Consider the following 25,012-nt stretch of genomic DNA (forward strand, 5'->3'; position numbering starts at 1 on the left):
TCAGTAAAGATTATTCATCTTTATTTGATTTATCCTCTTCTTCTACTTCAATCTCAACTTCATCTGCTTTATCTGCTGCGCCGTTGATTGTTAAGCAAATCTCGCTAGAAATTAAATGCTCTAAGATTGTTGCTAGTTCGTGTAATTTTTCTTTGTCATCATCGAAATAACCTTCTTCTTTTAAGTTAGCAATGAAGGCTGAGAATACCGCTTTATCAAAGAACTCTGGTGCGTTAATACCGTGTAATACAGAAAGACGCTGTGCCACTAATTGGCTTTCTTTTTCTAATAAGCCACGAGCAATTCCAGGATCTCTACGTAAAATACTCACAGTGATGTAGTAACGTTGTAAGATTTCACGCATACCGGCAGACCAAAGTTGTAAAATACGAACTTTAGCGCGGTGGATAGATAATAAATTATCATTGGCTTGGATAACTTCTTGACGTGCGAATTCATCAATAATGGCTTTAATTTGTGTATCTAATTCTTCTTCAGTGAAATGAAGGAAGAGTTCGCCTTTTAAGAATGGATAAATTTTACGTACTGCATCCAATAATAAATCTTTTTGGATTGCTTCATAATGTAAAACGATACTCGCAACAAGTGAAGGCAACACAAATAAGTGTTGAATATTGTTGCGGTAATACGTCATGAGAACAGCAGAATTACGTTCTAAACGAATAATTTCCCCAAAGTTATCTTTTTCAACTAGCACGCCAACACGATCTAAACTTAATACATGATCAAGCATCGCTTTTGGTGTATCAGTTGGCAGTACCACATCAGTAGAATACGGTACATTCTTTAACATTTCTTGATAACTAGAGAGTTGTTCTAATAGTTGCTCATGAGAAAGTGCACGCTGACGAGAAGAGAGGAGGGCAGTTCCCACTAAATTCATCGCATTAACAGCAGCGGCTTTATTAATATTTACCATCACTTGATTAGATACAGATCCAACTGCATGGTTAAACCAGTGTGGCTTATCTTCATGATGTTGTTCTTTCCATTCTGGATAATGGTGATTGAGGTAATTGGAAAGCGTGATTGGTTCACCGAAATTCACAAACCCCTGACCTAAATTACGCAATTTTTTAATCACACGTAAAACTAAGCCAGCATTTTCTTTTTCTTTTGCGGCACCACGTAATTCTTTCGCGTAAGTATCTACTTCTAATACGTGTTCATAACCGATATATACTGGCACCACAGAAATTGGACGAGTTTGGTTATGTTGAAGCGCTTGTAGTGTCATTGACATCATACCGGTTTTCGGTGCAAGCAAGCGACCTGTACGAGAACGACCACCTTCAATGAAGTATTCGACGGAATAACCGCGGTGGAATAATTCCCCTAAATATTCACGGAAAATCGCAGAGTAAAGTCGGTTACCTTTAAAGGTACGGCGAATAAAAAATGCCCCCCAGCTACGGAATAAAGGACCCGCTGGCCAGAAGTTTAAGTTGATCCCTGCTGCAATATGTGGCGGTACAAGACCTTGGTGATAGAGCACATAAGAAAGCAATAAATAGTCAATGTGACTACGGTGACAAGGCACATAAACAATCTCATGTCCTTCTAATGCTAATTTACGCACGCGGTCCGCATTTTGTACATCAATACCTGAATACAGTTTGTTCCATAACCATCGTAAGAAGCGATCCGCTGCACGAAGGCTTGAATGACTTACATTTGCTGCAATTTCATGAAGAATTTTTTCGGCTTCCGCGTAGGCTTTCTCGCGGCTGATATTTTTTGATTTTGCCTCATCTTCAATGGCATTTTGAATCGCTTGGGAATTTAGTAGTTTATTAAACATCGCTTCGCGGTTTGGCAAACGAGGTCCTGTTGCGGAAATACGTTGTTTAGCAAAGTGCATTTTAGCCACGCGAGCCAGTTTTTGCGCAATTTTTTCATCTGAACCGTGCTCATTTACCATGTAACGCAAAGAAAGCGCTTGAGAAAAACGTACAAAGGTGTCTCGTCCAAACCAGATGGCTGCAAAGGTTTTTTGAAGACCATTTAATAAGCGAAGATTAGGTAAGCTTGCTTTATCTTCTTTACCTGGTGAACGCCCCCAAAGCACAGAAACAGGGATCAGTTGTACATCTAAATCAGCAACATCACGGTGCAACTCTAAATATTTATTGAAGACTTTGGCTGTTTCATCTTTTGCGCCTTTTGATTTAAAAAAGCGGCGACCTTCGTCTAAATAGACATAACGTGGTAATGCTACGCCATCAATCACATTCTTTTCAGCTGGATCAGGCAAACCGACGCTCAAACAGTTACGACGGAAAATCACGAAGTCTGTTTGAGAGGTATAAGGCAAAACATAAAGAATAGGTTGATTGATATTGAGTTGAAGCTCTTCGATGGGTTGAGCGGGAATAGGATTATTTTTTACTAAAACCGAAAGCGGTAATTCTAATAATTTACGATAAGTACTTACGATGCCAGACATAATTAATATTCTCTTTTCGTTAGACATTTCTAGGTATTGTCAGGCATTTTAACACATTCGACCAGTCAAATTCTAAAAATTTACATTTGAGATTTATGATGAACACGCAAAAATATGAAAAAAATTGACCGCACTTTTATGACTAGAAAATAGTTGTTGCAATCGCCATCTTTCTGTATATACTAACAGTTATTCTGTATAAAGTAACAGGAGTGTATATGAGACCATTAACTGCCAGACAACAAGAAGTGCTGGAACTCTTAAAACGCCATTTAGAAACCACGGGTATGCCGCCTACTCGTGCAGAAATTTCTCGCGAATTAGGTTTTAAATCCCCTAATGCGGCAGAAGAACACTTAAAAGCACTTGCCCGCAAAGGTGCAATTGAAATTGTTGCGGGGGCTTCTCGCGGTATTCGCATTATTGATGATAGTGCAAATGATGAGGAAGAAGAGGGCTTACCACTCATTGGTCGTGTGGCCGCTGGGGAGCCAATTTTGGCTGAGCAACATATTGAAGGCACTTATCGTGTTGATGCTAATATGTTCAAACCACAAGCTGACTTTTTATTAAAAGTATATGGTCAATCTATGAAAGATATCGGCATTTTAGATGGTGATCTTCTTGCCGTTCACAGCACAAAAGATGTGCGAAATGGGCAAATTGTTGTCGCACGGATTGAAGATGAAGTGACAGTAAAACGCTTAGAACGTAAAGGTTCCGTTATTTATCTGCATGCAGAAAATGAAGAGTTTAAGCCGATTGTCGTTAATCTTGAAGAACAACCTCATTTTGAAATTGAAGGTATTGCAGTAGGGATTATCCGCAATAACGCTTGGATGTAATGATGAAAGTGCGGTGATAAAATAAAGTGTTTTTTGACCGCACTTTGTCTATTTTGGCTATTTGCCATTCGGCTTATTGCTCTCTATAATGCCAAAAAATTTTCAAATCAAGGAAGGAAACATGCAGTTTTCCAAAATGCATGGCCTTGGCAATGACTTTGTCGTTGTTGATGCTGTGACTCAAAATGCCTATTTTACCCCTGAAACCATTAAACGCTTAGCCGATCGTCATCGTGGTATTGGTTTTGATCAGCTTTTAATCGTTGAGCCACCTTATGATCCAGATTTAGATTTCCATTATCGTATTTTTAATGCCGATGGCAGTGAAGTGTCGCAATGTGGAAATGGGGCAAGATGTTTTGCGCGTTTTGTCACCTTAAAAGGGTTGACCAATAAAAAGAATATTGCAGTAAGCACGCAAAAAGGAAAGATGGTTTTAACGGTAAAAGAAGATGGGCAAATTCGCGTCAATATGGGCGAGCCGATTTGGGAACCGAATAAAATTCCTTTTACAGCCAACAAATTTGAAAAAAACTATATTTTACGTACCGATGTTCAAACGGTGCTTTGTGGTGCAGTATCAATGGGCAATCCACATTGCGTTGTTCAAGTGGACAATATTGAAACGGCCAATGTAGCAGAGTTAGGTCCACTCTTAGAAAGCCACGAACGTTTTCCTGAAAGGGTAAACGCTGGATTTATGCAAGTCGTCAATCGTAACCACATTAAGTTGCGTGTATATGAGCGTGGTGCTGGTGAAACGCAAGCTTGTGGCAGTGGGGCGTGCGCAGCGGCAGCTGTTGGGATGATGCAAGGTTTACTTGATAACAAAGTGCAAGTCGATCTACCTGGTGGTAGCTTACTTATTGAATGGGAAGGCGTAGGCTCACCGCTTTATATGACTGGCGATGCGACTCATATCTATGATGGCAATATTCACCTTTAATCTTTCTAATCTGAATAAAAAATGCGTGGAGATTATCCACGCATTTTTTATTTATTGTTCAACTTCTACATCACGCTGATTTAATGGTTGCGTTGGACGGTTGTTTTTCCCTTCCATTTCTTCTATCGCGGCAATTTGTGCTTTGCTTGCTTGAATTGGTGATTTAAAAATGGTCCAAGCCACGTTTTCACTACAAGGTGGAGTCGTGAGTGATCCATTTAAGCGGAAGCGAGCCATCTCTTTTGGCATTAGCGCTTTAATATCAATCTGTTGAGCCAATTTTTCTTTTTGTCCAACGGTGAGTTTTTTCTCAATTACTGGTGCTAATGCTGGATTAGCTTCACCTTCATTGACCATTACGGCAACAACCGCTAATGCTTTATCTTCACTTTGATGAACAAAATGAATTTCTAAAGGATAATGTTGGCGTTTAAAAGTATGTTCACTTGGTGTGTGAAAGTGAAATTGTTTTAAATAGAATGGTTTATTGTTGAGCGTAATAAATGGCGCATTTTCTTGTGCAACGCTGACTTGCACGGTATGCCCATTATTCTCTACTTGATAAGCCGCAGGGAAATAATTCATCTTAAGTGGTTTATTTGCCACTTTCATGCCGTTATCTGCTTCCAGATTAACAGGCGACTGAACCTTCCCTAGCTTACAGGTTTGATATTCGGTGAGCAAATCACCCCAATGTTCAGGGCTTTCTTTACCATTATAGGACCAATGCGCTTTATGCGTTTGGGCAAATGATGTTGCGCTTAATGCGATAATTAAGCTAGAAAGCAATAGACGAGTCTTCATAAGGCGCCTCTCCTTTTTTGTGGTATATGCCTCATCGATTCTACTGGTTCTGTATCATAACTTTTTGATTTTGGTCAAGTTTTGTTTGAGTGTAAGCACTCATCGTACGAGTGGGGATAATACTAAAAAGCCGTCTATTCTGACCGCACTTTTTTAGCACTGACAGAGTCGTTCTCTCAGATCTTCTGCTGTTTTGCTGGTTTTAATTCGCTCAAAAACGATGTCCGCTTCAGGATATTCTTTATTGAGATAGCGTAGCCATTGTTTGATTCGGGCAACATGATAAAAACCGGAATCATGGAAATTTTCCATTTTCGCATATTTTTGCAAGATTTTTTGAATATCCACCCAAGGCATTTTTTTGCAATTTTGTTTGAGTACAAGGCTTAAGTTTGGGATATTTAATGCCCCACGCCCGACCATTAGATCTTCGCAACCTGTCGCTTTCAAACATGCTTGACCATCTTCCCAACGCCAAATTTCACCATTAGCAATCACTGGGATCGTCAAGCGAGATCTCACTTCACCGATTTTCTCCCAATTGATGCGATCGGCACGATACCCATCGGCTTTGGTCCTTCCGTGAATGGTGATTTCAGTGGCGCCACCTTGTTGTACGGCATCGGCAATTTCAAACGCTTGTGAAGTACAATCCCAACCTAATCGCACTTTCACACTGACAGGTAAATGACTAGGTACGGTTTTTCGTAAGGCTAGAGTCGCTTGATAAATTAATTCAGGTTGTTTGAGAAGTGCTGCTCCTCCGTTGCTCCCATTAACGGTTTTGGATGGACAACCACAATTTAAATCAATACCATGTGAGCCAAGCTCAATGGCGCGATTAGCATTTTCAGCAAGACAGTTTGGATGTTGACCTAAAAGTTGGACACGAACAGGTGTTTTAGAAGGGGTAAAGCCCTGATTTTTGAGTTCAGGGCAAAGACGATAAAAGACTTTTTCGGGTAAGAGTTGATCCACCACGCGAACAAACTCGGTGATGCAGAGATCGTATTCATTCACTTCGGTTAAAAGCTGGCGAACAAAAGGATCAAGCACTCCTTGCATAGGGGCGAGGATAACGCGCACTATTTCCAGCCTTTTGCTTTACAAATTAAATCATAAGCGGCTTGGATTTGTTGCGCTTTTTCTTTAGCCATTTCCATCATTTCTGGCGGTAAGCCTTTCGCGACTAATTTATCCGGGTGATGTTCATTCATTAAACGACGATATGCACGTTTTACCGCATTGCGATCATCACTTTCACTCACGCCCAATACTTTATAAGCATCGCTTAATGTAGGGCCTGAAGATTGTTGGTATCCGCCTTGTTGTTGGTATTGGTAACCACCTTGCTGTTGATAGCCGCCTTGTTGGTATTGGCGATAGAATCCACCTTGGGTAAATTGACGAGCCGCAATTTCCATTGCCAGCATTTGCTCAAACTGCATACGGGAAAGACCAAGTTCTTCGGCTACCACATAAAGCACTTCTTTTTCTGACTCATGTAATTGAGAATCAGCAAAGGCAGCCTGCACTTGCACGTGTAAGAACATTCTCAGTAAGTCAGCACGTTGTCCACATCCAATGCGGAATTCACGAATCACCTGGCGTAAAGGGAAATCGGCTTCTTTACCGCGACGAAAGGCCTCTTGAGCGAGTTTGCGATGGCTCTCATCTAATTGCATCTGGTTCATCAACTGATTCGCCAGTTGAATATCTTCTTCCGTCACACGACCTTTGGATTTACTTAAATGCCCAAGTACCGCAAAAGTAGTTTGCATAAAGAGTGCTTGTCGGGTCGTTTTTTTCTTAAAAAAGCTAGAGTTAACCGAACCAAGCTCATAGAGTTTTTTATCTGCGATAGAGCCTAAAATAAGTCCAGCGATAGCGCCGAAAAAGCCCCCCCATTTAAAACCGAGAAAAACGCCGATAATCTTTCCAAAAAAATACATTCTTTTCCCCTAAAGTGCGGTCAAAAGGTCTTTTGACAATAATGGGCAGACGCTAATGTCTGCCCTTACATTAATATGGCTTTATTCTTATTTTTCAAGTAATAAATTACACACCATAACTTTCACGATAAGCCCGCATCACAGGTAAATATTGCTGATAATCGGGTTCTTTTTCAATAAATTGCATTAAATCATCCAAATCAATAATGGAAAGCACTTGGCATTGATAGTCTCGTTCTACTTCTTGGATGGCAGAAAGTTCCCCTTTTCCTTTTTCCTGACGATTTAATGCAATAAAGACAGCCGCTAATCTCGCGTTATTGGCTTCAAGAAGTGCCATGGACTCACGAATGGCTGTGCCAGCTGTAATGACATCATCGACTAACAACACATTGCCGGTTAATGGGCTACCGATCAAATTACCGCCTTCACCGTGATCTTTGGCTTCTTTGCGATTAAAGCAAACAGGTGTATCACGGTTAAATTGATTGAATAGTGCAATGGAAACGCTCGTCGCAATCGGAATGCCTTTATAGGCAGGACCAAAAATGACATCAAAATCGACCGCACTTGATTGAATCGCTTTCGCATAGAATTCACCTAAGCGAGCAAGATCTGCACCCGTGCTAAATAATCCTGCGTTAAAAAAATAAGGGCTTTTTCGACCTGATTTTAGCTCAAACTCGCCAAATTTAAGCACGTTACGGCTCAAGGCGAATTTAATAAATTCGATTTTGTAGCTTTCCATTTTTTGTTCCTATAAACCTAATGCTTCACGTTGTGCAGCGAAGATTTGTTCGCAGCCTTGTTTTGCTAAGCCCAATAAGGTGAGTAATTCTTCGTGGCTGAATGGTTCGCCTTCTGCAGTACCTTGTACTTCGATCATACGACCATCTTCCATCATCACAACGTTCATATCTGTTTCGGCGGCTGAATCTTCCACATATTCCAAATCACACACAGCTTCACCTTCAACAATCCCAACCGAAATTGCAGCAATCAGACCTTTGATTGGATTGGTTTTTAATGTGCCATTTGCAATCAAACCATTGATAGCATCACATAATGCTACTGCAGCACCCGTGATGGAGGCTGTTCTTGTACCGCCATCCGCTTGAATCACATCACAGTCTAAGGTAATAGAACGTTCGCCAAGAGCCTCTAAGTCAACCATAGCACGTAATGAGCGAGCGATTAAGCGTTGAATTTCCATGGTGCGTCCACCTTGTTTGCCTTTTGCCGCTTCACGTTGCATACGGCTGTGTGTAGAGCGAGGTAACATGCCATATTCTGCTGTCACCCAACCTTGATTTTGTCCTTTTAAGAAACGCGGTACGTTTTCATCAACACTCGCCGTACATAAAACTTTAGTATCACCAAATTCCACTAATACTGAGCCTTCAGCATGTTTCGTGTAATTACGGGTGATTTTAATTGGACGAGGCTGATGATTTTCACGATTATTTGGACGCATTCTGAATTCCTTTATTTTATTGATAAAAAAGCGTGCTTATTTTAGCACGCTTTTTAGTGTTTTATGGATTTGCTTGTTCAAACTCACGAATTTTATTAAACACATCTTGTAAATCTGTACCATAGTTAATTTTTTGCAATTCAGGCACAGAGTTAGATTTTACTAACATTCTGAGTGGTTGGAATTGCATATTGCACAAGTAGATTTGTTGATGTGGCAACATATGCTGTACAAAATGAGTGAGTGCATGAATACCGCCGGTATCCAGCACAGTCACGGCATCGCATTGCAACACGATATGTTTGATCTCGTGATCCGTATGGACGGTTTTATCATGCAAATCCGCAAAGAGTTTATCCGCCGCAGCAAAGAATAGTGGACCGCTGATACGATAAGCTAATACATCATTTAAATCTTCTGGTGCAGGTTGTTCAATCGCTTTTGTCATTTCTGCAATGGTGCGGATAAATAAGAGACTCGCTAATAATACGCCGACAGAGATGGCAATTACCATATCAAATAACACAGTGAGAATTAAGCAAGTGAACAACACAGCAATTTCGTTTTTTGTGGAGCGACGCGCCAAACGAATAATTTCAGGTACATTTGCCATATGCCAAGCTACCATTAATAGCAATGCAGCCATAGAAGAGAGTGGCAAATAAGACAGGGCATTCGCAAAGAATAATAGCGAGAATAAAACCAAGAGTGCATGAATGACACTGGCTATTGGCGATACTGCTCCAGATTTAACGTTGGCTGCAGAACGTGCAATTGCTGCAGTTGCCGTAATGCCGCCTAAGAATGGTGAAATAATATTACCTAAACCTTGGGCGAGTAATTCATTATTGGAATGATGTTTGGTATCCGTCATATTATCTAAAATGACCGCACAAAGTAGCGATTCAATCGCGCCTAATACAGCCATTGAAAAGGCGGCAGGCAAGATATCTTGTATGCGATCAAAATTCCAATTGATGACTTCACCTTGTGCATTAGGAATATTCCAAGGTAAGGCAAATTCAGGCAGGACATTAGGGATACCATGTCCTGTTGTACCGTCAGATAAGGTATATTGGAATGCTGTACCAATGGTTTCAACCGAGAAGCCAAATTGTCCTAAGGCTAATGCCATGAGTGTCCCAATAATGACCGCAGGTAAATGGCCCGGCACGGGTAAACGAAGTTTATGCCATTGGGTGAGTACAAATAAGGTGATCACGCCAACCGCAGTGTCTGCCCAGTTAATCGTCGGAAGTGCGGTCAAAATAGCTTGCACTTTTTCAATATAGTGAGGTGGCATCTGGGCAATGTCTAAACCTAAAAAATCTTTGATTTGCAAGGTGCCGATGGTGATCCCAATCCCGCAGGTAAAGCCAAGTGTAACGGGGAGAGGAATGTACTCAATTAGTCGTCCCAATCGAGACAACGCCATGATGACTAAAATAATTCCCGAAAGTAGCGTTGCCATAAGTAACCCGCTGAGCCCAAATTGTTGGGTGACGGGATATAAAATCACGACAAATGCGGCGGTTGGACCTGAAATATTAAAACGCGATCCACCGGTTAACGCAATTACGATCCCCGCTATGATAGCGGTATAAAGACCGTGTTGTGGTGGCACACCGCTAGCAATGGCTAAAGCCATGGAAAGTGGAATCGCAATGACGCCCACGGTGAGACCCGCGATAATATCTTTAATCAATTTTTGTTTTCCGTAACCTTCACGGAAAGATTCTTTCAATGCGCTAAATGGTTTTACGGCCAAAAACACATTTTTAGAAAAGAGTGATTTGATATGCATAAAAATACGATGATAGAAAAAAGATAGTTTATATTTTAGCTAAAAGGAAAAGGATTTTTTATGTTCTAGCTCAAAAAACTTGACTAATCTTGGATAAATCTTTATATTTCACGCACTTCAAAACGGTGAGATGTCCGAGTGGTTGAAGGAGCACGCCTGGAAAGCGTGTATGTGCGAAAGTGCATCGGGGGTTCGAATCCCCCTCTCACCGCCATTCAAATTACAATCCTTTATAAATATCCGATCATTTTTTTAATCATAGATTCTCGATATTTTATGGATATAAAAAAGCACGCCTTAAGCGTGCTTTTGTTATTTATACGAGTATTTAGTTAGCGCCAACGTATCCCAACACCTGCACCCGCACCAAAATCACCACGGCTACTTGCAGTACCGCCTATTTTAAATAGCAGTTTACCATTATCAGATGCACGAGAATAACCGACAGCTAGCGCACTTTCATTGCGGAAAGTTCCCGCCCCCACACCAAGCACGCTTTCCCCAGAAGTAATTGCTTGGGGGACTTGTGTTAATGCAATGGCACTTGAAATGCCTGCGCGTAATTTTTTCACGTTGTGTTTTAAATCAGAGCGTAATGATTCAGTGGAACGTGTCATTTCAGAACGTAAATCAGAAATCTCTTTCGTATTTGTCAAAACTTGATTTGACATGTGATCCAAGCGTGAAGCGTTATTCGCAATATTTTGCACATTATTGTTTACTTTATCAGCAAGAGCTTTGGTGTTCTGAGTATTGTTTGCAGAATTGTGGCTGATTCTATTTTTTAGATCATCAATATCGGTTTTGTTTGTTTGAATATTGTTTGTGTTATTTTTTACTTGGTTATCTAGGTTATTTAGATTTTTCTGTGTATCAGTAACACGTTCTTCTACACCGGTGATTCGATTATCTAAATCCTTACGATTCTCCGTAATTCGTTCATCTAAATCTTTACGGTTTTCCGTAATACGGTTATCTAAATCTTTGCGATTTTCGGTAATTCGTTCATCGAGCGCTCGACGATCTTCAGTAATTCGACCATCTAAACGACCCACTTCATCATTGATGCGATTATTTAGATTTTCATCTGTTTCATTAATGCGATCATTTAAGTTTTTATCGGTTTGGTTTAAACGTTCGTCAACGCCAGTAATACGATTATTTAAATCTTTCTGAGCGTTGGTGATACGATCATCAAGACGCCCCACTTCGTCATTAATGCGGTTGTTGAGATTTTTATCTGTTTCATTAATACGATCGTTTAAATTTTTGTCCGTTTGATTTAGTCGAACATCGACACCTGTGATGCGCTCGTCAAGTTCTTTACGCTCATTTGTAATTCGATTATCAAGAACTGAACGAGTTTCAGTAATACGATCGTCGAGTCTTCCTACCTGAGCATAAACTTCAGTTTTTGTAGCGGTATCTTCTGCAAAAGCAAGAGATGTACTTCCAAATAAACATACAAATAATAGTGTTTTTTTCATTAGGTTTAATTCCTTTAAATAAAAAATATCCGAAATATAATAAAAGTTTCATTTGGTATGAAACGAAATGAATAATACTTGTATGAAATAATTTGGTAAATATTTTGACTTGAAAATTTACAAACATTTACATTGTAAAACAATGACTTATGGTTTTGTAAAGTTTTATGCTTTGCTTGAGAAAGTATATAATGGCACGCCCTAAAGGATTCGAACCTTTGACCCACGCCTTAGAAGGGCGTTGCTCTATCCAGCTGAGCTAAGGGCGCATTTTAAGGGTTACATCTTTTGTATGGAATTTCGAGGGAAATATAAAAGAAGTGGTCGGCGAGATAGGATTTGAACCTACGACCCACTGGTCCCAAACCAGTTGCGCTACCAAGCTGCGCTACTCGCCGACGATTGAGCACAATTATAGTGAGCTTTTCTTTTCAGTCAATTAATTTTTTAGATTCCTCTTTCAATTGCTCAAAATTATTCCAGTTTTTCAACCGCACTTTTGTTGTCTTTGTAAAATAAGGCGTTGTCAGTTAAAATAGCAAACGTTTACTTAATGCCATCTTGAGGAAAAAACGCATGACTGCTCAAATTATTTCAGGTACTGAACTATCAAAAAAAATCAAATCGGATGTTGCCAATAAAATTGAACATTATCGTGCTCAAGGTAAACGTGCCCCAGGACTTGCGGTAATTTTGGTGGGGGCAGATCCCGCTTCTCAAGTCTATGTAGGCAGTAAACGAAAAAGTTGTGAGGAAATCGGGATGGTTTCAAAATCTTATGATTTACCTGAAACCACTTCGGAAACAGAACTATTGCAACTGATAGATCAATTGAATGCAGATGAAACCATTGATGGTATTCTCGTGCAGTTTCCATTACCTGAACAAATTAATAGTACATCAGTGATTGAGCGTATTAGCCCTGAAAAAGATGTGGATGGTTTCCATCCTTATAATGTGGGGCGTTTATGTCAGCGTATTCCAACTTTACGCGCCTGCACCCCTTATGGCGTGATGAAATTATTAGAAACCACAGGTATCGATTTACACGGTAAACATGCCGTGATCGTTGGTGCATCAAATATTGTAGGTCGCCCGATGTCGCTTGAATTATTGCTAGCAGGTGCAACTGTCACGGTGACACACCGTTTTACCAAAGATTTAGAGCATCATATTCGTCAGGCGGATGTTTTAGTTGTAGCTGTGGGCAAACCTCGGTTTATTCCAGGCGATTGGATTAAAGAAGGGGCAACAGTCATTGATGTGGGGATTAACCGTATCAATGGCAAATTAGTGGGCGATGTGGAATATGATGTGGCGATACAAAAAGCGGCTTATATTACGCCAGTACCAGGTGGAGTAGGGCCAATGACAGTTGCCATGCTGATGTTTAATACTCTTTATGCTTATGAGCATAACAATCAATTAGTTTAAGGAATGAAAAAAGTGCGGTTAAATTTGACCGCACTTTTTGTATTAATGTAATTTCAATCTTGGTTTTAAATAGTGGTTAAGTTTATCCACTAAAATAATCAAGCCAATCTTAATACATCCATGTAAAGCATGTTGATGCATACGATATAAAGACACATACGCAAACTGAGCAAATTTACCTTGAACAGTCAGTGGGTTTTTCCCAAATTTATTTGAAATGCTACCCAATGCGGTAAAGCTTGAAAGAGAAACCAAGGTTCCTTTATCGTTGTATTTAAATGCTTTTAATGGTTTTTGCTCAAAAAGTGCAAAGATATTTTTTGCACAGGCTTTTGCCATTTGATGTGCTGCTTGCGCTCTTGGTGGAACTAATTTACCGTTTGGTTGCATTAATGCTGCACAGTCACCAATGGCAAAAATACTATCATCCACCGTGGTTTGAAGAGTGTCTTTTACCACTAATTGATTGATGCGATTAAGCTCTAATCCATCGAATTGCTGTGTCACCGTTGAGGTGCGAACACCAGCCGCCCATACAATCAGATCAGCTTTGATTTCTTCGCCATCTTTGGTGATAAGTGTATTTGGTTGGGCTTCCGTGATCATTGTATTTAATTTCACGTTTGCACCCATCTCTTGCAATTCCTCTAATACCGCTGCAGATAAATTTTCAGGTAGAGCAGGTAATAAGCGAGGACCTGCTTCAACTAAAGTGACTTGTAAGCAAGAATTATCAATTTTACCGTAACCGTAAGAAGATAAGTCTTCAGTCGCATGATAAAGCTCAGCGGTCAATTCCACACCAGTAGCACCACCGCCAACAATCGCAATGTTGACTTTACTCTCATCCACTAATTTCTGTTTAAATTCTTCTTCACCAATATCGTCTAATACACGGTTTTCAGAGAATTTAAGGAATAATTCCAACATTCTTTGTTGGAAGCGAAGAGCTTGATCAGAGCTGTCTAAGAAAATGCAATTATCAGCGACGCCTTTTGTATTGAAATCATTCGATTTACTGCCAATCGCAATTACTAAGTAATCATAAGGAATACGACGCGCAACCACGAGCATGTCGCCTTCTTGCCCATAAACAGGGGCAAGTTCAACATATTTTTGCTCTCGATTAATGCGTGTGATCGAACCTTGCTCAAAACTGAAATGGTGGTTTTTACCGTGTGCACGGTAGCTCAGAGAATCTGTGCCATCATCCATTACACCTGTTGCAATTTCATGTAATAAGGGTTTCCACAAGTGGGTCGCATTGCGATCCACAAGCGTCACTTTAGCCTGTTTTTGGCGACCTAATTTGTCGCCTAAAAATGTCGCTAATTCAATGCCGCCGGCGCCCCCGCCAACGATCACGACGTTTTTCATAAAGTACTCCTAAAAGCAAAATTGTTAAAAATGTTAAACTAATGTAATGATAGCATAACAAATAAACAAGACGAAAAAATTTAATGGAAATGACCGCACTTTATTGATGGCAGCAATCGTAAAGCGGTTGTAATTGTTGAATGGTTTGCGTGATAAATAAAACAGGATCAATTTGGCTTAGTTGATCTTTTTCAATACTTTTCCCAATACACCAAAAATCGTCCTCTGAACGCAAGAGAAGATCTTTTTCAGAAATAGTTTTCACTTGGCGAAAATCATCATATTCGCTTTCATCTTCTCGCCAAATATCAAAATCGGCAAATTGTTTGAAATCAAATTGATCAAGCCATTGATTATATTGTTGCAGATTAATTTGTGAGCGATCTGCACGATAGCAATGCCAATCTAAACACACTCTTAGTCGGCGACGATTTAATAGCACAGAAAAGATTGCTGCAGAATTTTGGTTGAACTCGTATTTAAAATAAGCAAAGAAATGCGCGCGTACCTGCCAGCCATTGGTCCAACTTTCAATATGCGGTTTCGCAAAAGGCATGCCAAGTTGCTTTGCGACTTCTTGAATAATCGCTTTCCAGTTATCCCAGTGTAATTTGTAATCAGCTTTAATTGCCGGAATCTCTTCTGGACAGAATTTTTTCATTTGGGCGAATTGATAGAAAGGAATATTGAACAGTTCGCAAGATTCAGCCGTAAGCGAGAGCATAGTGTTTCCTTAAAAATCACTGTAATTTTTGACCGCACTTTGTGTGAAGAGCTGTTTGTCTTCCCAACGCAATAGGGTCATTCGATTATTCCACACACAACCGGTATCCAAGGCATAAATACCTGGTGGAGTAGGCTCATCCACTAAACTTGCCCAATGTCCAAATACAATGGGAATTTGTTTATAAAGTGGATTATCTAAATTAAACCAAGGCGTGAGTTCAGCTGGTGCATCTTTTAAAGGGGATTTACAGGCAAAATCAAAACGATGATCTAAATAACAAAAACGCATTCGAGTGAAAGCATTAATAATGTAACGATGACGCGCTAAGCCCTGCAAATCTGGCGACCAGCGATCAGGCTGTTCAGAATACATATTTTCAATGAGATAATGAAAATCCCCATTTTGTAAAATCTGTTCCACTTCAGCCGCACAAGATTTCGCAGTTTCTAAATCCCAATCAGGCGAAATGCCTGCGTGTGCCATCAGGAAGTTTAATTCTTCATTATGCACAAGTAAGGGCTGATGGCGTAACCAATGAATCAGCTCATCAAAATCGGGCGCATTAAAAATGGCATTAACACGATCACGCGGTTTTACTTTTTTAATACCCAGTGCGGTCGCAATTAAGTGTAAATCGTGATTTCCTAGCACGGTTTGCGCGGCATTACCAAGTGATTTTACGAAACGAAGACATTCAAGTGATTTATCCCCACGCGCCACAAGATCCCCCACAAGATAAAGTTTATCTTGCGTAGGATTGAAATCTACACGCGCTAATAAAAGCTGTAATTCATCATAACAGCCTTGTAAATCACCAACGAAATAGGTTGCCATTCTTTCTACAATGCTCCAGTTGTGGTTATTAGGTTTTGGCAGTCTTTATGCTAAAAATTTACCATAAATTCTAGCATAGATTTTTTGTGAAGATACTATTCATTTCATGATCTTAAAATAGTAAGATAGCCTGCAATTTAAGGCAGATATGATGTTTTTCTATGTATTCTATTGAACATAAAAATGTAGTGATTAGTATTTCAACGGCGGATAAACGTCGAAATCACATTATCGATCAATTCGGTCAGAAACAAATTCCCTTTGAATTTTTTGATGCATTCACACCTTCTGATCGACTTGATGCTCATTTACAGCGTTATCTTCCAAATGTTGAAAACACATCAAAGCTCACGGCAGGAGAAAAGGGCTGTTTGGTGAGTCACTTTATGTTATGGAAAAAGTGTGTTGACGATAATTTAGATTATATTTCTATTTTTGAGGATGATATTCTGCTTGGTGAGAATGCAAAACAATTTCTTGCAAATGATGAATGGCTAAAAGTGCGGTTCAATTTTCAAGAGATTTTTGTTTTGCGTTTAGAAACATTTTTAATGCCTGTTCAGCTGGAACATCAGCAACAAATTTTACCTTTCCAAGAAAGAAACATTGATATTTTAAAATCAAAGCATTTTGGTACAGCTGGTTATATTATCTCTAATGGCGCAGCGAAATACCTCATTAATTTATTTCAAAACCTCGCGGTAGATGAAGTCAAAGCAATTGATGAGATCATGTTTAATGAACAGATTAATGTCGGTGTCTATCAAGTATATCAACTTAATCCTGCCATTTGTGTTCAAGAATTGCAATTAAATCAAGAGAATAGCTTATTGGTAAGTGACTTGCAGCAAGAGCGTAAAAAAAATACGGCAGTGCACACCAAGAAAACATTGAAACAGCGTTTAATTCGGGTGAAGGAAAATATTATACGAGCGCTAAATAAAGAAAAATGGAAAGAACAACAGCGCCTGAAAGAAATGCAAGGTAAAGAAATTGTTCGTTTTATGTAGATAAGTTGATGAAATACGTTGTATAGGCTTAATCTCTTAAGCCTATTCGTAAAAACAGTTAACACGTAAAATCAAAGTAATGAGACGCTAAATATCAATGAAGTAGGTTGTTATTTTAGAAAATTAAAAGATGTGATAGACAAATTTATACTTAATTTCTCTAATGAGCCTTCTTACTTTTGTTCTAAAGTCAACAACATCAAAATCAGCCTTAAAAGCAGGATAACTATTGCAGATTTCCTTAAATAGTGAATACCCTAAATTAGCTTTTAAGTGAGAGCTTCGGCTAGACCAAAACTTATCAGGTCCAGGATAATGGTAAATAACTGCAGGAAATTGAATTTCTCGTTCTTTTCGATATTTTATATAGCCAGATTCAGATGGTGTGAAGTTAAATCTTGTATTTATAAATTTAACATCGTCTTTGAAAATACCATTTAAGATATCCTGATCCTGATACTTTATAACGTCCTTATATTTATTTAACCACGTCAGACTCATCTCTAGCACATTCAATTCTCGCCATCTTCGCATATTGATAAGAAGCACTCCGGCGTTAAAATAATGATGATTTTCTAAGCCAATTTTTGCCTTGTAATCGGCTTGCTCAATTTCAATAAAAAAATCCTTACATGCGGCAAGTGAATACTGTTCGATATCAGTATTCCATAAATCATCTAATGAGCCATTTGTTAGCGTATCAACATCAATATAAAGTAACTTATCTACATCAGGGATATATTGAGTTATATTTAATCTGGCATAGGTTGCTAAAGAAATATAATTTATTGTAATGGGAAAGTTAGCAAATTCATCTTTATCCACACTTATAAACTTGATACTTTTCCCATGATTGTAAACGATATTTGCTATAATTTCTTTATTGTTATTATCAATGCCAAAATCCAAAATATAGAAACAAATTTCAGATTCAGAATTATTTTTTAATACACTTAATATGCTGACGGCTAAATATGGTGCATAGTTATTATCAGATGAAAACGCGACATTCATATTAGTCTTCCTTAACTGTATCGATTATTATTTTTCTAAGGTTTGTTGTGAAGTCAGCTATATTATGAATATTTTTGACATAAGCCATTCCAGCTTTAGCCTTTTCCTCTCTTATAGAATCATTTTGCATGAGTTTTTGAATTGCTTCTACATAAAGCTCAACTTTGTCAAAACCATCTCCTAATACATCACCAACATGTATGCCAAATTTAGAGGTTAAATCCTCAGGATTTCTGTTACTAACAAGAACGGTTCCATAAGAAAGTGCTTCTAAAAAAGAAATTGGGAGTGCCTCATGAATTGATGTGTTCACTAAGATTTTTGCATCTCGAATAAAATTATTTTTTTCTATACCATCAACATGCCCAACAAAATGTAAATTATTAATATTTAAATATTTATTTATAATTTTAGTATTTTTATCAGACTCACGAAAGGTTTGACCTAACACATAAAATTGATATTCAGGTAACTTTGATGCAATTTCACAGAAAAGCCAACCTCTTTTTACTGATTCAATACGACCAAGAAAAATGATATTATTCTTCTTATTATGTTTATCAAAATCAAATTTATTATCTATTTCTACTGGGTTTGGTAAATATTGGATACTAACATCATTATCTAGAGAATAAAGATCTTTTGCCTTTCTATTTAAAAAATACCCTTGTGAAATAAATTTCACTCGATTTTGTTTATACATAGAATGAACAAGATCATAAATATCTTGATTATAATAAGATGTTTCAGGAAAAAGCTTAACTGTATTAATTTCATCCCACTCGTAAGCTGGTCTTGGATCTTGAATCCACAGAATAAGTTTCTTATTTATATCTAACTCATGTTTTAGAACCCAATCGTAAGTTAATTCAATCGAGAGGTAAACATCGTAATTTTGCTTTTTAAGCCACAATTTAGAAAATAGTTTTCTTTTAGGGAGCTTATAAACATTAACATCATCAACTTTTATTTTTTCTGCAAAATAACGATTTTTATTGCTACGGCCTAATAATACATCAATCTGGATTAGATCATTGGGAATATACTTAGCAATAAGCCGGCGAGCAAGAAACCCATATCCACCATAAGCAGTTCCAGCACCGCCAAAAAACTCATCTATAATCAAACCAACTTTTATTTTTTTCATTATGAATCCTTAAGTTAATTAATATGTACTGGGCAATTTATAGCTCAGTTGATTCAAAAAGATTATTTTCATCATTTTCGGGTGGGTTATCCGCCAGCCAGTTCGCTAAGCGCGCATAATCTGCAATAGCCAAATTTTCTGCGCGTGCATTTAAATCAATACCAAGTGCGGTCAGATCTTCGGCTGAAAATAATGTTGAAAGCGCATTACGCAATGTTTTACGGCGTTGGTTGAAAGCTTGAGAACAAACACGGTTCAGCCAATATAAATCTTTTACAGGGTGCGGCAATTCTTTATGTGGAATTAAACGCACAACAGCTGAATCTACTTTCGGTGCAGGTTTGAAGGCCGAAGGTGGCACTTCAAGTACAGGCATCACTTGGCAGAAATATTGCGCCATGATGGTTAAACGCCCGTAAGCTTTGCTATTTGGGCCTGCGCATAAGCGTTTTACCACTTCTTTTTGTAGCATGAAGTGCATGTCTTGAATCACATCGTGATACTTAAATAAGTGGAACATCAATGGGGTAGAAATGTTGTAAGGCAAGTTACCAAATACGCGTAACTTCTGACCTTTTTCTGCTAAATTCTCTTTTGTATAAAGCTCACCAAAATCAAATTGCATCGCATCCGTTTCAATGACGGTGAGCTTTTGATGTAAAAATGGATGATGACGTAAACGTTCGGCAAGATCTCGGTCAAGCTCGATCACCGTAAGATGATCGACAAGCTCTCCAACAGGCTCCGTTAATGCACCAAGCCCTGGGCCAATTTCTACTAAGAATTGATTGGGTTGTGGGTGAATTGCCGACACGATCCCTTGAATGACGGAGGTATCATGTAAAAAGTTTTGTCCGAAGCGTTTACGGGCTGTATGACCTAAGTGTTTTTTTGAATTCATAAAAATAATCTAATAAATGATAAAGTTTGTGGCAGGCATCTTTAAATATCTAGCCATTCTGGTTTTATTTCTCTCGGGGAGATCTCATTAACATTATCGTAGTAATGAATAATATGGCATACATTCTTAGAATTGGGATGCCAGTGCGTAAAATTTTCTTTGTCTTGCGAGTAAAAACAAATCATAGGTTTATTTAACCCCGAAGCGATATGAACCGTTGATGTATCAACCGAAATAAGTAGAGCACAGTTTCTAATCAACTCAATTGTATGATAGATCGTTGTGTGAGGATTTGGATAAACAAATACATCATTAAATTGATTAGCGATTCTACTTAAATGCTCATAAGTATCAGGTGTTGCAAGTAAGATTAGCTGATGTTTATTCGAGTCTCTAATATATGTTAAATAATCTACAATGTGAGAGTCATCAAACTTTCTATTTTTGCCATTTCCATAGAAGTTAATTGTAATAAAGTTATTTAACTTGTTGTCCGTAATAAACTTAAGAATTTCTTCTTTAATTAAGTCATCTTGCGGAATGTCATAGCGATCATCACTTAGACTGATATTTGACTGAGCTAAAGCTTCTTTGTAAATTTCTGAAAAATGGCCGTCTTTAGTAATATTTATATTAAAAATATTATAATCTGCTTTTCTATAGCCGATATAATTACGGGCATTGAGTATTCTCAATAGCAACAAGTCTCGGTTTCTAAGTACAAGAGTTGGATCAATGACAACATCGTATCTTTCTTTTCTAATAAACAGTGCCGTCTTGATGTAGTCGAGAATGTTTCTTTTCTTTACAAGATAAATCTCATCAATGTGATGGTTTCTTTGAAACAGATAAGCGTTCTGTTTCGTGCAGATGACACCGATTTTTATCAACGGGTTAAATTTCTTTATTTCCCGAAAAACAAAAGAACTAACGATATAGTCGCCAATTTTCCCATCTTGTCGCAAAAATAAGAAACTCTTAGGATGTTTTAAACTTTGGGGATTGGCTGATCTTGATGATTTATCGAGTATCCATTTCCCTATTTTTAACCTTAGTGCTTTTAGCTTATTCATATCGATGTTCAATTTTGTCTATTTCTGAGTCACTGTTTAATCCTCTAAATACACATGGTGGTTCAATGCCATAGGCATCAACACGTGTTTTTTGGATTAATCCCGTCAGATAATCAGCAGGCAGTCTTATTGGATAAGCGTAGTTAAGTAATTTTTTAGCGCCCGATAATGTAATTAAATAAGCGGTTGCATAGATAATACATCTTCTTGAATTTTTTGAAGGTGACTTGTAATGTGCAAGTCTATATCCTTCCACAATCCGTTTCTTAAAGAAATGGGATTTAACTTTTCCGTGATCAAAAAAGATCAGCTCATGATTTTTATTAATTTTATTGAGCGTATCCTCAATAATTTCCTTAAAGTGCTGTGAAACGATCGCATCGTCTTCAAGAATAATGGCACTTTTAATATTGTTTTCTACCATGTGCTCATAAACTTTAATATGGCTTATTGCACAGCCAATTTCGCCGAGCGTTAAGGCCTTAGGTGATAAATAGTGTTTCGGATAGAAATCATAATCGACAGATTCTAATACGGAGGCAGGAAGTTTTTTCCCATCTGTCGCATCAAAAAAACTAAAGTCTAACCCCAAACCAGAAAGGCGCTTAGCAATATTTTCTCTTCTTGTTGAATGTTTTAAACTAATTACAATTATTTTAGGTATAGCCATAAATAACCCTTGGGTTGAAGTTATTGTTTTACATGCAGATTAACGAACATTATAGTAAAGTTTGCTTTAGCTTTTTAGTAGGTAGGGTGCCACCTTGGGAAAGGTAATACCGCATAAGGCTACATCTTGGCCTCGTATGCTAAATTAAATTCTTTATCTAATCGACTTTAGTGGAACATTATAATCGAATTATTAAAAAAATAATGTGCATTTAAACAAAATACCATTTTAATCTTTCGTCTAACATTAAAAACGGCTATAATTCGCCCGTTTTTCATTTATAACCGTAAGAAGTGCGGTCAAAAAAATCATAATTTTAGAGGATAAAATGGCAAAAGAAGATTGCATTGAAATGCAAGGCACAATTTTGGAAACCTTACCAAATACCATGTTCCGTGTTGAGTTAGAAAATGGTCACGTGGTGACTGCACATATTTCTGGCAAAATGCGTAAAAACTATATTCGTATCTTAACAGGCGATAAAGTAACAGTAGAAATGACACCTTATGATTTAAGCAAAGGTCGTATCATTTTCCGTAGCCGTTAATTTAGAAATAAAAGAAAAGCCGATATGTTGATATCGGCTTTTTTTGTTTGAAAAGCGTACAAATTATTTGAAGTCTGGAAAAAAATCTGTATAATCAGCGCCCTTAGCCACGTTCATTTTTTCGTTCCTTGCCTTTGCAGATTGGTGGCTAATCTACGTCAAAGGCTGATTAACCCGTAAGGAGCAGTAATGCGTCACTACGAAATCGTGTTTATGGTTCATCCGGACCAAAGCGAGCAAGTACCAGGTATGATCGAACGTTACACAGGTTCTGTTAAAGAAGCTGGTGGTCAAGTTCATCGCCTAGAAGATTGGGGTCGTCGTCAATTAGCGTACCCAATTAACAAATTACACAAAGCACACTATGTGCTTATGAATGTAGAAGCGCCTCAACAAGTCATCGACGAGCTAGAAACGACTTTCCGTTATAACGATGCTGTATTACGCAGTCTTGTTATCCATACTAAGCACGCCGTAACCGAAGCGTCCCCAATGAAAGCGGCTAAAGAAGAACGTAAACCTTTAGCTGAAGTTGAAAACAACGATTTTGAGGATGCTGAAGAGTAATTCAAAACTTGATAATCGCTTCTCGTTAATCGGCACAGTGTGTCAATTACCTAAACGAAGCAAAAGCCCTAACGGGATTGCGCATTGCCAGTTTTGGCTGGAACATCGTTCCGAACAAGTCGAAAGTGGTTTATCACGCCAAGCGTGGTTAAAGATGCCAGTTCAAGTCAGTGGCAATCAGTTAATAGAAAAAACTCAAAGCATTACGGTCGGCAGTAAACTTCTTGTGGTGGGGTTTATAACTTCACATAAAACCTCAAATGGTTTAACACAGTTAGTATTGCATGCCGAGCAAATCGAATTTATAGATTAGGAGACAGCCAAATGGCACGTTATTTCCGTCGTCGTAAGTTCTGCCGTTTCACAGCGGAAAATGTTGTTGAAATCGATTACAAAGATATCGCTACATTAAAGAACTACATTTCTGAAAGCGGCAAAATTGTACCAAGCCGCATTACCGGTACTCGTGCGAAGTACCAACGCCAATTAGCACGCGCAATCAAACGCGCTCGTTATTTAGCGTTATTACCTTACTCTGATTCTCATCACAATTAAGAAGGAGTTAGGAAATGCAAGTAATTCTTTTAGATAAAATCGTTCACCTAGGTAACGTAGGTGATCAAGTTAATGTTAAATCTGGTTTCGCTCGTAACTTCTTAATCCCACAAGGTAAAGCGGTTATGGCAACTAAAGCTAACATTGAACACTTTGAAACTCGTCGTGCAGAGTTAGAAGCAGCGGCAGCAGCAAGTTTAGCAGCAGCTCAAGCTCGTGCAGCACAAGTGACTGCATTAGGTTCTGTAACTATCGCATCTAAAGCTGGTGAGGAAGGCCGTTTATTCGGTGCAATCACTACTCGTGATGTAGCAGAAGCAGTAACTGCAGCAGGCGTTGAAATTGCGAAAAGCGAAGTTCGTTTACCAAACGGTCCAATCCGTACTCTTGGTGACCACGATGTTCGTTTCCAACTTCACGGCGAGGTATTTGCAACATTAGATGTTATCGTTGTTGCAGAATAATTATCAAAGTTTTTGATAAAAGAAAACCCGACGTAATGTCGGGTTTTTTGTTTTTCTAGATTAAGAAAATATTTTGGTTATTCGTTGAGAATAAAAAAGTGCGGTCATTTTTGACCGCACTTTTATTATCAATTTAGTGTTTTAAATTACAAACCTAATACAGCAAATAATACCCAGATTGTGTAAATCATGGCTAAGCCGTAAAAGATAAATCCGCCTGCTGGCACGTGGATTTTAAGATCGTGCATCGCATGATGGATACGGTGTAAACCACACCACATAGGGAAAATGGTTAAAACTAAGATAACTAATTTTCCGATCCAAGAATAAGCGAATGTAATTAGGTTATGTGGATCAATTAATCCAAATGGTAACAATAGACCAAGGATTAAGATCACAACAGGGAAGAAAATCGCACTGACAGTCCCGCCAGCACCAAACATCAACCATACTGGTGGTTCACCAGAGCGTTTTGGATTTTGATCGACCATTTTTTCTCTCCCTACATATAAACTAAAATTAATGCGATAACACTAATCACAGCGGTAACTGCCCAAAGTGCATTTCTTAACACGTGATGTGGTAAACGTTCATTTTTAACAATGATGTTCATCACTTTTGGTGTCATCACGAAATAAGTTGCAGTGTGATATAAAGTCGCAATTAATGTAATGATATTTAAGATCACTACAATTGGATTTCTTAAGAAGCTAATGAAATCAATAATGCCTAGACCTGGTACAGGATTGCTTGCAAGGCAAAGTACACCGTAAAGCAATACGATACAGAACCACACAGCAAAGATAGAAGTTGCTTCACGTACCATATAAGCTTTATAGAAATCCAATTTTTGCCACCAAGTAGCCGTCATTGGGCGAACATATTTTTTGCGTTTACTTACTGTTACTGACAT

At 38.4% G+C, this 25,012-nt stretch carries 27 protein-coding genes and 3 tRNA genes; 10 read left to right on the forward strand and 20 right to left on the reverse strand.

Translation table 11 applies throughout. The features are described from left to right. Positions 1–10: 10 nt before the first annotated feature. Entirely contained in the window at positions 11–2,467 is a 2,457-nt protein-coding gene (gene plsB / locus HMPREF3279_RS06585) for a glycerol-3-phosphate 1-O-acyltransferase PlsB (protein ID WP_070868608.1), read from the reverse strand. A gap of 218 nt (positions 2,468–2,685) precedes the next feature. Between plsB and lexA the strand changes: the two genes are divergently transcribed. Then, on the forward strand, positions 2,686–3,312 hold the full coding sequence (gene lexA / locus HMPREF3279_RS06590) for a transcriptional repressor LexA (protein ID WP_070868609.1): 627 nt from the start codon (positions 2,686–2,688) through the stop codon (positions 3,310–3,312). A gap of 121 nt (positions 3,313–3,433) precedes the next feature. After that, positions 3,434–4,258 (forward strand): diaminopimelate epimerase, encoded by an 825-nt coding sequence (gene dapF, locus HMPREF3279_RS06595; RefSeq protein WP_070868610.1) that lies wholly within the window; start codon positions 3,434–3,436, stop codon positions 4,256–4,258. A 51-nt stretch (positions 4,259–4,309) separates the two neighbouring features. Here dapF and HMPREF3279_RS06600 read toward each other — a convergent pair whose 3' ends face one another. The 6 genes from HMPREF3279_RS06600 to dauA form a co-directional block, all read right to left on the reverse strand. Next, the gene (locus HMPREF3279_RS06600; RefSeq protein WP_070868611.1) at positions 4,310–5,062 is read right to left on the reverse strand and encodes a carbonic anhydrase; all 753 of its coding nucleotides are present in this window, start codon (positions 5,060–5,062) and stop codon (positions 4,310–4,312) included. Between the two features lie 153 nt (positions 5,063–5,215). Continuing rightward, entirely contained in the window at positions 5,216–6,148 is a 933-nt protein-coding gene (dusC, locus tag HMPREF3279_RS06605) for a tRNA dihydrouridine(16) synthase DusC (protein WP_070868612.1), read from the reverse strand. Then, positions 6,148–7,014, reverse strand: coding sequence for a co-chaperone DjlA (gene djlA / locus HMPREF3279_RS06610; protein ID WP_070868613.1), 867 nt, complete (start codon positions 7,012–7,014; stop codon positions 6,148–6,150). Before djlA ends, dusC begins: the two co-directional genes overlap by 1 nt. Before the next feature lie 106 nt (positions 7,015–7,120). Further along, positions 7,121–7,762 (reverse strand): orotate phosphoribosyltransferase, encoded by a 642-nt coding sequence (pyrE, locus tag HMPREF3279_RS06615; protein WP_049380142.1) that lies wholly within the window; start codon positions 7,760–7,762, stop codon positions 7,121–7,123. A gap of 9 nt (positions 7,763–7,771) precedes the next feature. Beyond that, a complete protein-coding gene (gene rph, locus HMPREF3279_RS06620; RefSeq protein WP_070583542.1) occupies positions 7,772–8,488 on the reverse strand; it encodes a ribonuclease PH in 717 nt (238 codons plus the stop codon). Between the two features lie 61 nt (positions 8,489–8,549). Next, a complete protein-coding gene (dauA, locus tag HMPREF3279_RS06625; protein WP_070583544.1) occupies positions 8,550–10,292 on the reverse strand; it encodes a C4-dicarboxylic acid transporter DauA in 1,743 nt (580 codons plus the stop codon). A gap of 124 nt (positions 10,293–10,416) precedes the next feature. Here dauA and HMPREF3279_RS06630 point away from each other — a divergent pair. Next, positions 10,417–10,506: transfer RNA gene (locus HMPREF3279_RS06630), tRNA-Ser, on the forward strand. Between the two features lie 118 nt (positions 10,507–10,624). Here the strand turns inward: HMPREF3279_RS06630 and HMPREF3279_RS06635 are convergent. The 3 genes from HMPREF3279_RS06635 to HMPREF3279_RS06645 all read right to left on the reverse strand — a co-directional run bounded on the left by HMPREF3279_RS06635 (position 10,625) and on the right by HMPREF3279_RS06645 (position 12,177). Then, on the reverse strand, positions 10,625–11,779 hold the full coding sequence (locus HMPREF3279_RS06635; protein ID WP_070868614.1) for a YadA C-terminal domain-containing protein: 1,155 nt from the start codon (positions 11,777–11,779) through the stop codon (positions 10,625–10,627). Between the two features lie 192 nt (positions 11,780–11,971). Beyond that, positions 11,972–12,048, reverse strand: a tRNA-Arg gene (locus HMPREF3279_RS06640). 52 nt (positions 12,049–12,100) lie between these two features. After that, positions 12,101–12,177, reverse strand: a tRNA-Pro gene (locus HMPREF3279_RS06645). 178 nt (positions 12,178–12,355) lie between these two features. Between HMPREF3279_RS06645 and folD the strand changes: the two genes are divergently transcribed. Beyond that, positions 12,356–13,213, forward strand: coding sequence for a bifunctional methylenetetrahydrofolate dehydrogenase/methenyltetrahydrofolate cyclohydrolase FolD (folD, locus tag HMPREF3279_RS06650; RefSeq protein WP_070868615.1), 858 nt, complete (start codon positions 12,356–12,358; stop codon positions 13,211–13,213). A 42-nt stretch (positions 13,214–13,255) separates the two neighbouring features. Here the strand turns inward: folD and HMPREF3279_RS06655 are convergent, their stop codons facing one another. The 3 genes from HMPREF3279_RS06655 to apaH all read right to left on the reverse strand — a co-directional run bounded on the left by HMPREF3279_RS06655 (position 13,256) and on the right by apaH (position 16,151). Next, positions 13,256–14,590 carry an NAD(P)/FAD-dependent oxidoreductase gene (locus tag HMPREF3279_RS06655; RefSeq protein WP_070868616.1) on the reverse strand — a complete coding sequence of 445 codons (1,335 nt, stop codon included), beginning with the start codon at positions 14,588–14,590 and terminating at the stop codon, positions 13,256–13,258. 100 nt (positions 14,591–14,690) lie between these two features. Beyond that, a complete protein-coding gene (locus HMPREF3279_RS06660; protein ID WP_070868617.1) occupies positions 14,691–15,314 on the reverse strand; it encodes a glucose-6-phosphate 1-dehydrogenase family protein in 624 nt (207 codons plus the stop codon). Positions 15,315–15,323: 9 nt separating this feature from the next. Further along, positions 15,324–16,151 (reverse strand): bis(5'-nucleosyl)-tetraphosphatase (symmetrical) ApaH, encoded by an 828-nt coding sequence (gene apaH, locus HMPREF3279_RS06665; RefSeq protein WP_070868618.1) that lies wholly within the window; start codon positions 16,149–16,151, stop codon positions 15,324–15,326. A 161-nt stretch (positions 16,152–16,312) separates the two neighbouring features. Between apaH and HMPREF3279_RS06670 the strand changes: the two genes are divergently transcribed. Further along, the gene (locus tag HMPREF3279_RS06670) at positions 16,313–17,161 is read left to right on the forward strand and encodes a glycosyltransferase family 25 protein (RefSeq protein ID WP_070868619.1); all 849 of its coding nucleotides are present in this window, start codon (positions 16,313–16,315) and stop codon (positions 17,159–17,161) included. Positions 17,162–17,284: 123 nt separating this feature from the next. Here the strand turns inward: HMPREF3279_RS06670 and HMPREF3279_RS06675 are convergent, their stop codons facing one another. From HMPREF3279_RS06675 to HMPREF3279_RS06695, 5 genes are read right to left on the reverse strand one after another with little or no spacing between them, the layout of a single operon-like run. Beyond that, positions 17,285–18,175, reverse strand: a complete 891-nt coding sequence (locus HMPREF3279_RS06675) for a glycosyltransferase family 8 protein (RefSeq protein ID WP_049365322.1) — start codon at positions 18,173–18,175, stop codon at positions 17,285–17,287. A 1-nt stretch (position 18,176) separates the two neighbouring features. Beyond that, the gene (locus tag HMPREF3279_RS06680) at positions 18,177–19,322 is read right to left on the reverse strand and encodes a glycosyltransferase family 4 protein (RefSeq protein ID WP_070868620.1); all 1,146 of its coding nucleotides are present in this window, start codon (positions 19,320–19,322) and stop codon (positions 18,177–18,179) included. Between the two features lie 37 nt (positions 19,323–19,359). Beyond that, positions 19,360–20,223: a 16S rRNA (adenine(1518)-N(6)/adenine(1519)-N(6))-dimethyltransferase RsmA gene (gene rsmA, locus HMPREF3279_RS06685; RefSeq protein WP_070868622.1), complete on the reverse strand. Its 864-nt coding sequence runs from the start codon at positions 20,221–20,223 to the stop codon at positions 19,360–19,362. A gap of 41 nt (positions 20,224–20,264) precedes the next feature. After that, positions 20,265–21,296: a glycosyltransferase family 9 protein gene (locus tag HMPREF3279_RS06690; protein ID WP_049383889.1), complete on the reverse strand. Its 1,032-nt coding sequence runs from the start codon at positions 21,294–21,296 to the stop codon at positions 20,265–20,267. Next, the gene (locus tag HMPREF3279_RS06695) at positions 21,289–21,966 is read right to left on the reverse strand and encodes a glycosyltransferase family 25 protein (RefSeq protein WP_049383890.1); all 678 of its coding nucleotides are present in this window, start codon (positions 21,964–21,966) and stop codon (positions 21,289–21,291) included. The genes HMPREF3279_RS06690 and HMPREF3279_RS06695 overlap by 8 nt, the downstream gene beginning before the upstream one ends. 328 nt (positions 21,967–22,294) lie before the next feature. Here HMPREF3279_RS06695 and infA point away from each other — a divergent pair, with 328 nt between their 5' ends. From infA to rplI, 5 genes are all read left to right on the forward strand, one after another. Beyond that, positions 22,295–22,513: a translation initiation factor IF-1 gene (gene infA, locus HMPREF3279_RS06700; RefSeq protein WP_005627617.1), complete on the forward strand. Its 219-nt coding sequence runs from the start codon at positions 22,295–22,297 to the stop codon at positions 22,511–22,513. 189 nt (positions 22,514–22,702) lie between these two features. Beyond that, positions 22,703–23,080: a 30S ribosomal protein S6 gene (gene rpsF, locus HMPREF3279_RS06705; protein ID WP_005627620.1), complete on the forward strand. Its 378-nt coding sequence runs from the start codon at positions 22,703–22,705 to the stop codon at positions 23,078–23,080. After that, positions 23,067–23,393 (forward strand): primosomal replication protein N, encoded by a 327-nt coding sequence (priB, locus tag HMPREF3279_RS06710; protein WP_005627623.1) that lies wholly within the window; start codon positions 23,067–23,069, stop codon positions 23,391–23,393. The genes rpsF and priB overlap by 14 nt, the downstream gene beginning before the upstream one ends. Before the next feature lie 11 nt (positions 23,394–23,404). Further along, a complete protein-coding gene (gene rpsR, locus HMPREF3279_RS06715; protein WP_005696867.1) occupies positions 23,405–23,635 on the forward strand; it encodes a 30S ribosomal protein S18 in 231 nt (76 codons plus the stop codon). 14 nt (positions 23,636–23,649) lie between these two features. Then, positions 23,650–24,099, forward strand: coding sequence for a 50S ribosomal protein L9 (gene rplI / locus HMPREF3279_RS06720; protein ID WP_049368816.1), 450 nt, complete (start codon positions 23,650–23,652; stop codon positions 24,097–24,099). Positions 24,100–24,245: 146 nt separating this feature from the next. Here rplI and frdD read toward each other — a convergent pair whose 3' ends face one another. Beyond that, positions 24,246–24,590 (reverse strand): fumarate reductase subunit FrdD, encoded by a 345-nt coding sequence (frdD, locus tag HMPREF3279_RS06725; protein WP_005696863.1) that lies wholly within the window; start codon positions 24,588–24,590, stop codon positions 24,246–24,248. An 11-nt stretch (positions 24,591–24,601) separates the two neighbouring features. Continuing rightward, entirely contained in the window at positions 24,602–25,012 is a 411-nt protein-coding gene (gene frdC / locus HMPREF3279_RS06730) for a fumarate reductase subunit FrdC (RefSeq protein WP_049383891.1), read from the reverse strand.

The organism is Haemophilus sp. HMSC71H05, from assembly GCF_001838635.1.
Lineage (GTDB): Bacteria > Pseudomonadota > Gammaproteobacteria > Enterobacterales > Pasteurellaceae > Haemophilus_D > Haemophilus_D parainfluenzae_R.

What these genes read in the sequence shown, in the direction of transcription:
- plsB (WP_070868608.1), bottom strand. Translation starts at nt 2,467, where the DNA reads ATGTCTGGCATCGTAAGTACTTATCGTAAATTATTAGAATTACCGCTT.
- lexA (WP_070868609.1), top strand. Translation starts at nt 2,686, where the DNA reads ATGAGACCATTAACTGCCAGACAACAAGAAGTGCTGGAACTCTTAAAA.
- dapF (WP_070868610.1), top strand. Translation starts at nt 3,434, where the DNA reads ATGCAGTTTTCCAAAATGCATGGCCTTGGCAATGACTTTGTCGTTGTT.
- HMPREF3279_RS06600 (WP_070868611.1), bottom strand. Translation starts at nt 5,062, where the DNA reads ATGAAGACTCGTCTATTGCTTTCTAGCTTAATTATCGCATTAAGCGCA.
- djlA (WP_070868613.1), bottom strand. Translation starts at nt 7,014, where the DNA reads ATGTATTTTTTTGGAAAGATTATCGGCGTTTTTCTCGGTTTTAAATGG.
- pyrE (WP_049380142.1), bottom strand. Translation starts at nt 7,762, where the DNA reads ATGGAAAGCTACAAAATCGAATTTATTAAATTCGCCTTGAGCCGTAAC.
- rph (WP_070583542.1), bottom strand. Translation starts at nt 8,488, where the DNA reads ATGCGTCCAAATAATCGTGAAAATCATCAGCCTCGTCCAATTAAAATC.
- dauA (WP_070583544.1), bottom strand. Translation starts at nt 10,292, where the DNA reads ATGCATATCAAATCACTCTTTTCTAAAAATGTGTTTTTGGCCGTAAAA.
- HMPREF3279_RS06635 (WP_070868614.1), bottom strand. Translation starts at nt 11,779, where the DNA reads ATGAAAAAAACACTATTATTTGTATGTTTATTTGGAAGTACATCTCTT.
- folD (WP_070868615.1), top strand. Translation starts at nt 12,356, where the DNA reads ATGACTGCTCAAATTATTTCAGGTACTGAACTATCAAAAAAAATCAAA.
- HMPREF3279_RS06655 (WP_070868616.1), bottom strand. Translation starts at nt 14,590, where the DNA reads ATGAAAAACGTCGTGATCGTTGGCGGGGGCGCCGGCGGCATTGAATTA.
- HMPREF3279_RS06660 (WP_070868617.1), bottom strand. Translation starts at nt 15,314, where the DNA reads ATGCTCTCGCTTACGGCTGAATCTTGCGAACTGTTCAATATTCCTTTC.
- apaH (WP_070868618.1), bottom strand. Translation starts at nt 16,151, where the DNA reads ATGGCAACCTATTTCGTTGGTGATTTACAAGGCTGTTATGATGAATTA.
- HMPREF3279_RS06670 (WP_070868619.1), top strand. Translation starts at nt 16,313, where the DNA reads ATGTATTCTATTGAACATAAAAATGTAGTGATTAGTATTTCAACGGCG.
- HMPREF3279_RS06675 (WP_049365322.1), bottom strand. Translation starts at nt 18,175, where the DNA reads ATGAATGTCGCGTTTTCATCTGATAATAACTATGCACCATATTTAGCC.
- HMPREF3279_RS06680 (WP_070868620.1), bottom strand. Translation starts at nt 19,322, where the DNA reads ATGAAAAAAATAAAAGTTGGTTTGATTATAGATGAGTTTTTTGGCGGT.
- rsmA (WP_070868622.1), bottom strand. Translation starts at nt 20,223, where the DNA reads ATGAATTCAAAAAAACACTTAGGTCATACAGCCCGTAAACGCTTCGGA.
- HMPREF3279_RS06690 (WP_049383889.1), bottom strand. Translation starts at nt 21,296, where the DNA reads ATGAATAAGCTAAAAGCACTAAGGTTAAAAATAGGGAAATGGATACTC.
- HMPREF3279_RS06695 (WP_049383890.1), bottom strand. Translation starts at nt 21,966, where the DNA reads ATGGCTATACCTAAAATAATTGTAATTAGTTTAAAACATTCAACAAGA.
- infA (WP_005627617.1), top strand. Translation starts at nt 22,295, where the DNA reads ATGGCAAAAGAAGATTGCATTGAAATGCAAGGCACAATTTTGGAAACC.
- rpsF (WP_005627620.1), top strand. Translation starts at nt 22,703, where the DNA reads ATGCGTCACTACGAAATCGTGTTTATGGTTCATCCGGACCAAAGCGAG.
- priB (WP_005627623.1), top strand. Translation starts at nt 23,067, where the DNA reads ATGCTGAAGAGTAATTCAAAACTTGATAATCGCTTCTCGTTAATCGGC.
- rpsR (WP_005696867.1), top strand. Translation starts at nt 23,405, where the DNA reads ATGGCACGTTATTTCCGTCGTCGTAAGTTCTGCCGTTTCACAGCGGAA.
- rplI (WP_049368816.1), top strand. Translation starts at nt 23,650, where the DNA reads ATGCAAGTAATTCTTTTAGATAAAATCGTTCACCTAGGTAACGTAGGT.
- frdD (WP_005696863.1), bottom strand. Translation starts at nt 24,590, where the DNA reads ATGGTCGATCAAAATCCAAAACGCTCTGGTGAACCACCAGTATGGTTG.
- frdC (WP_049383891.1), bottom strand. Translation starts at nt 25,012, where the DNA reads ATGTCAGTAACAGTAAGTAAACGCAAAAAATATGTTCGCCCAATGACG.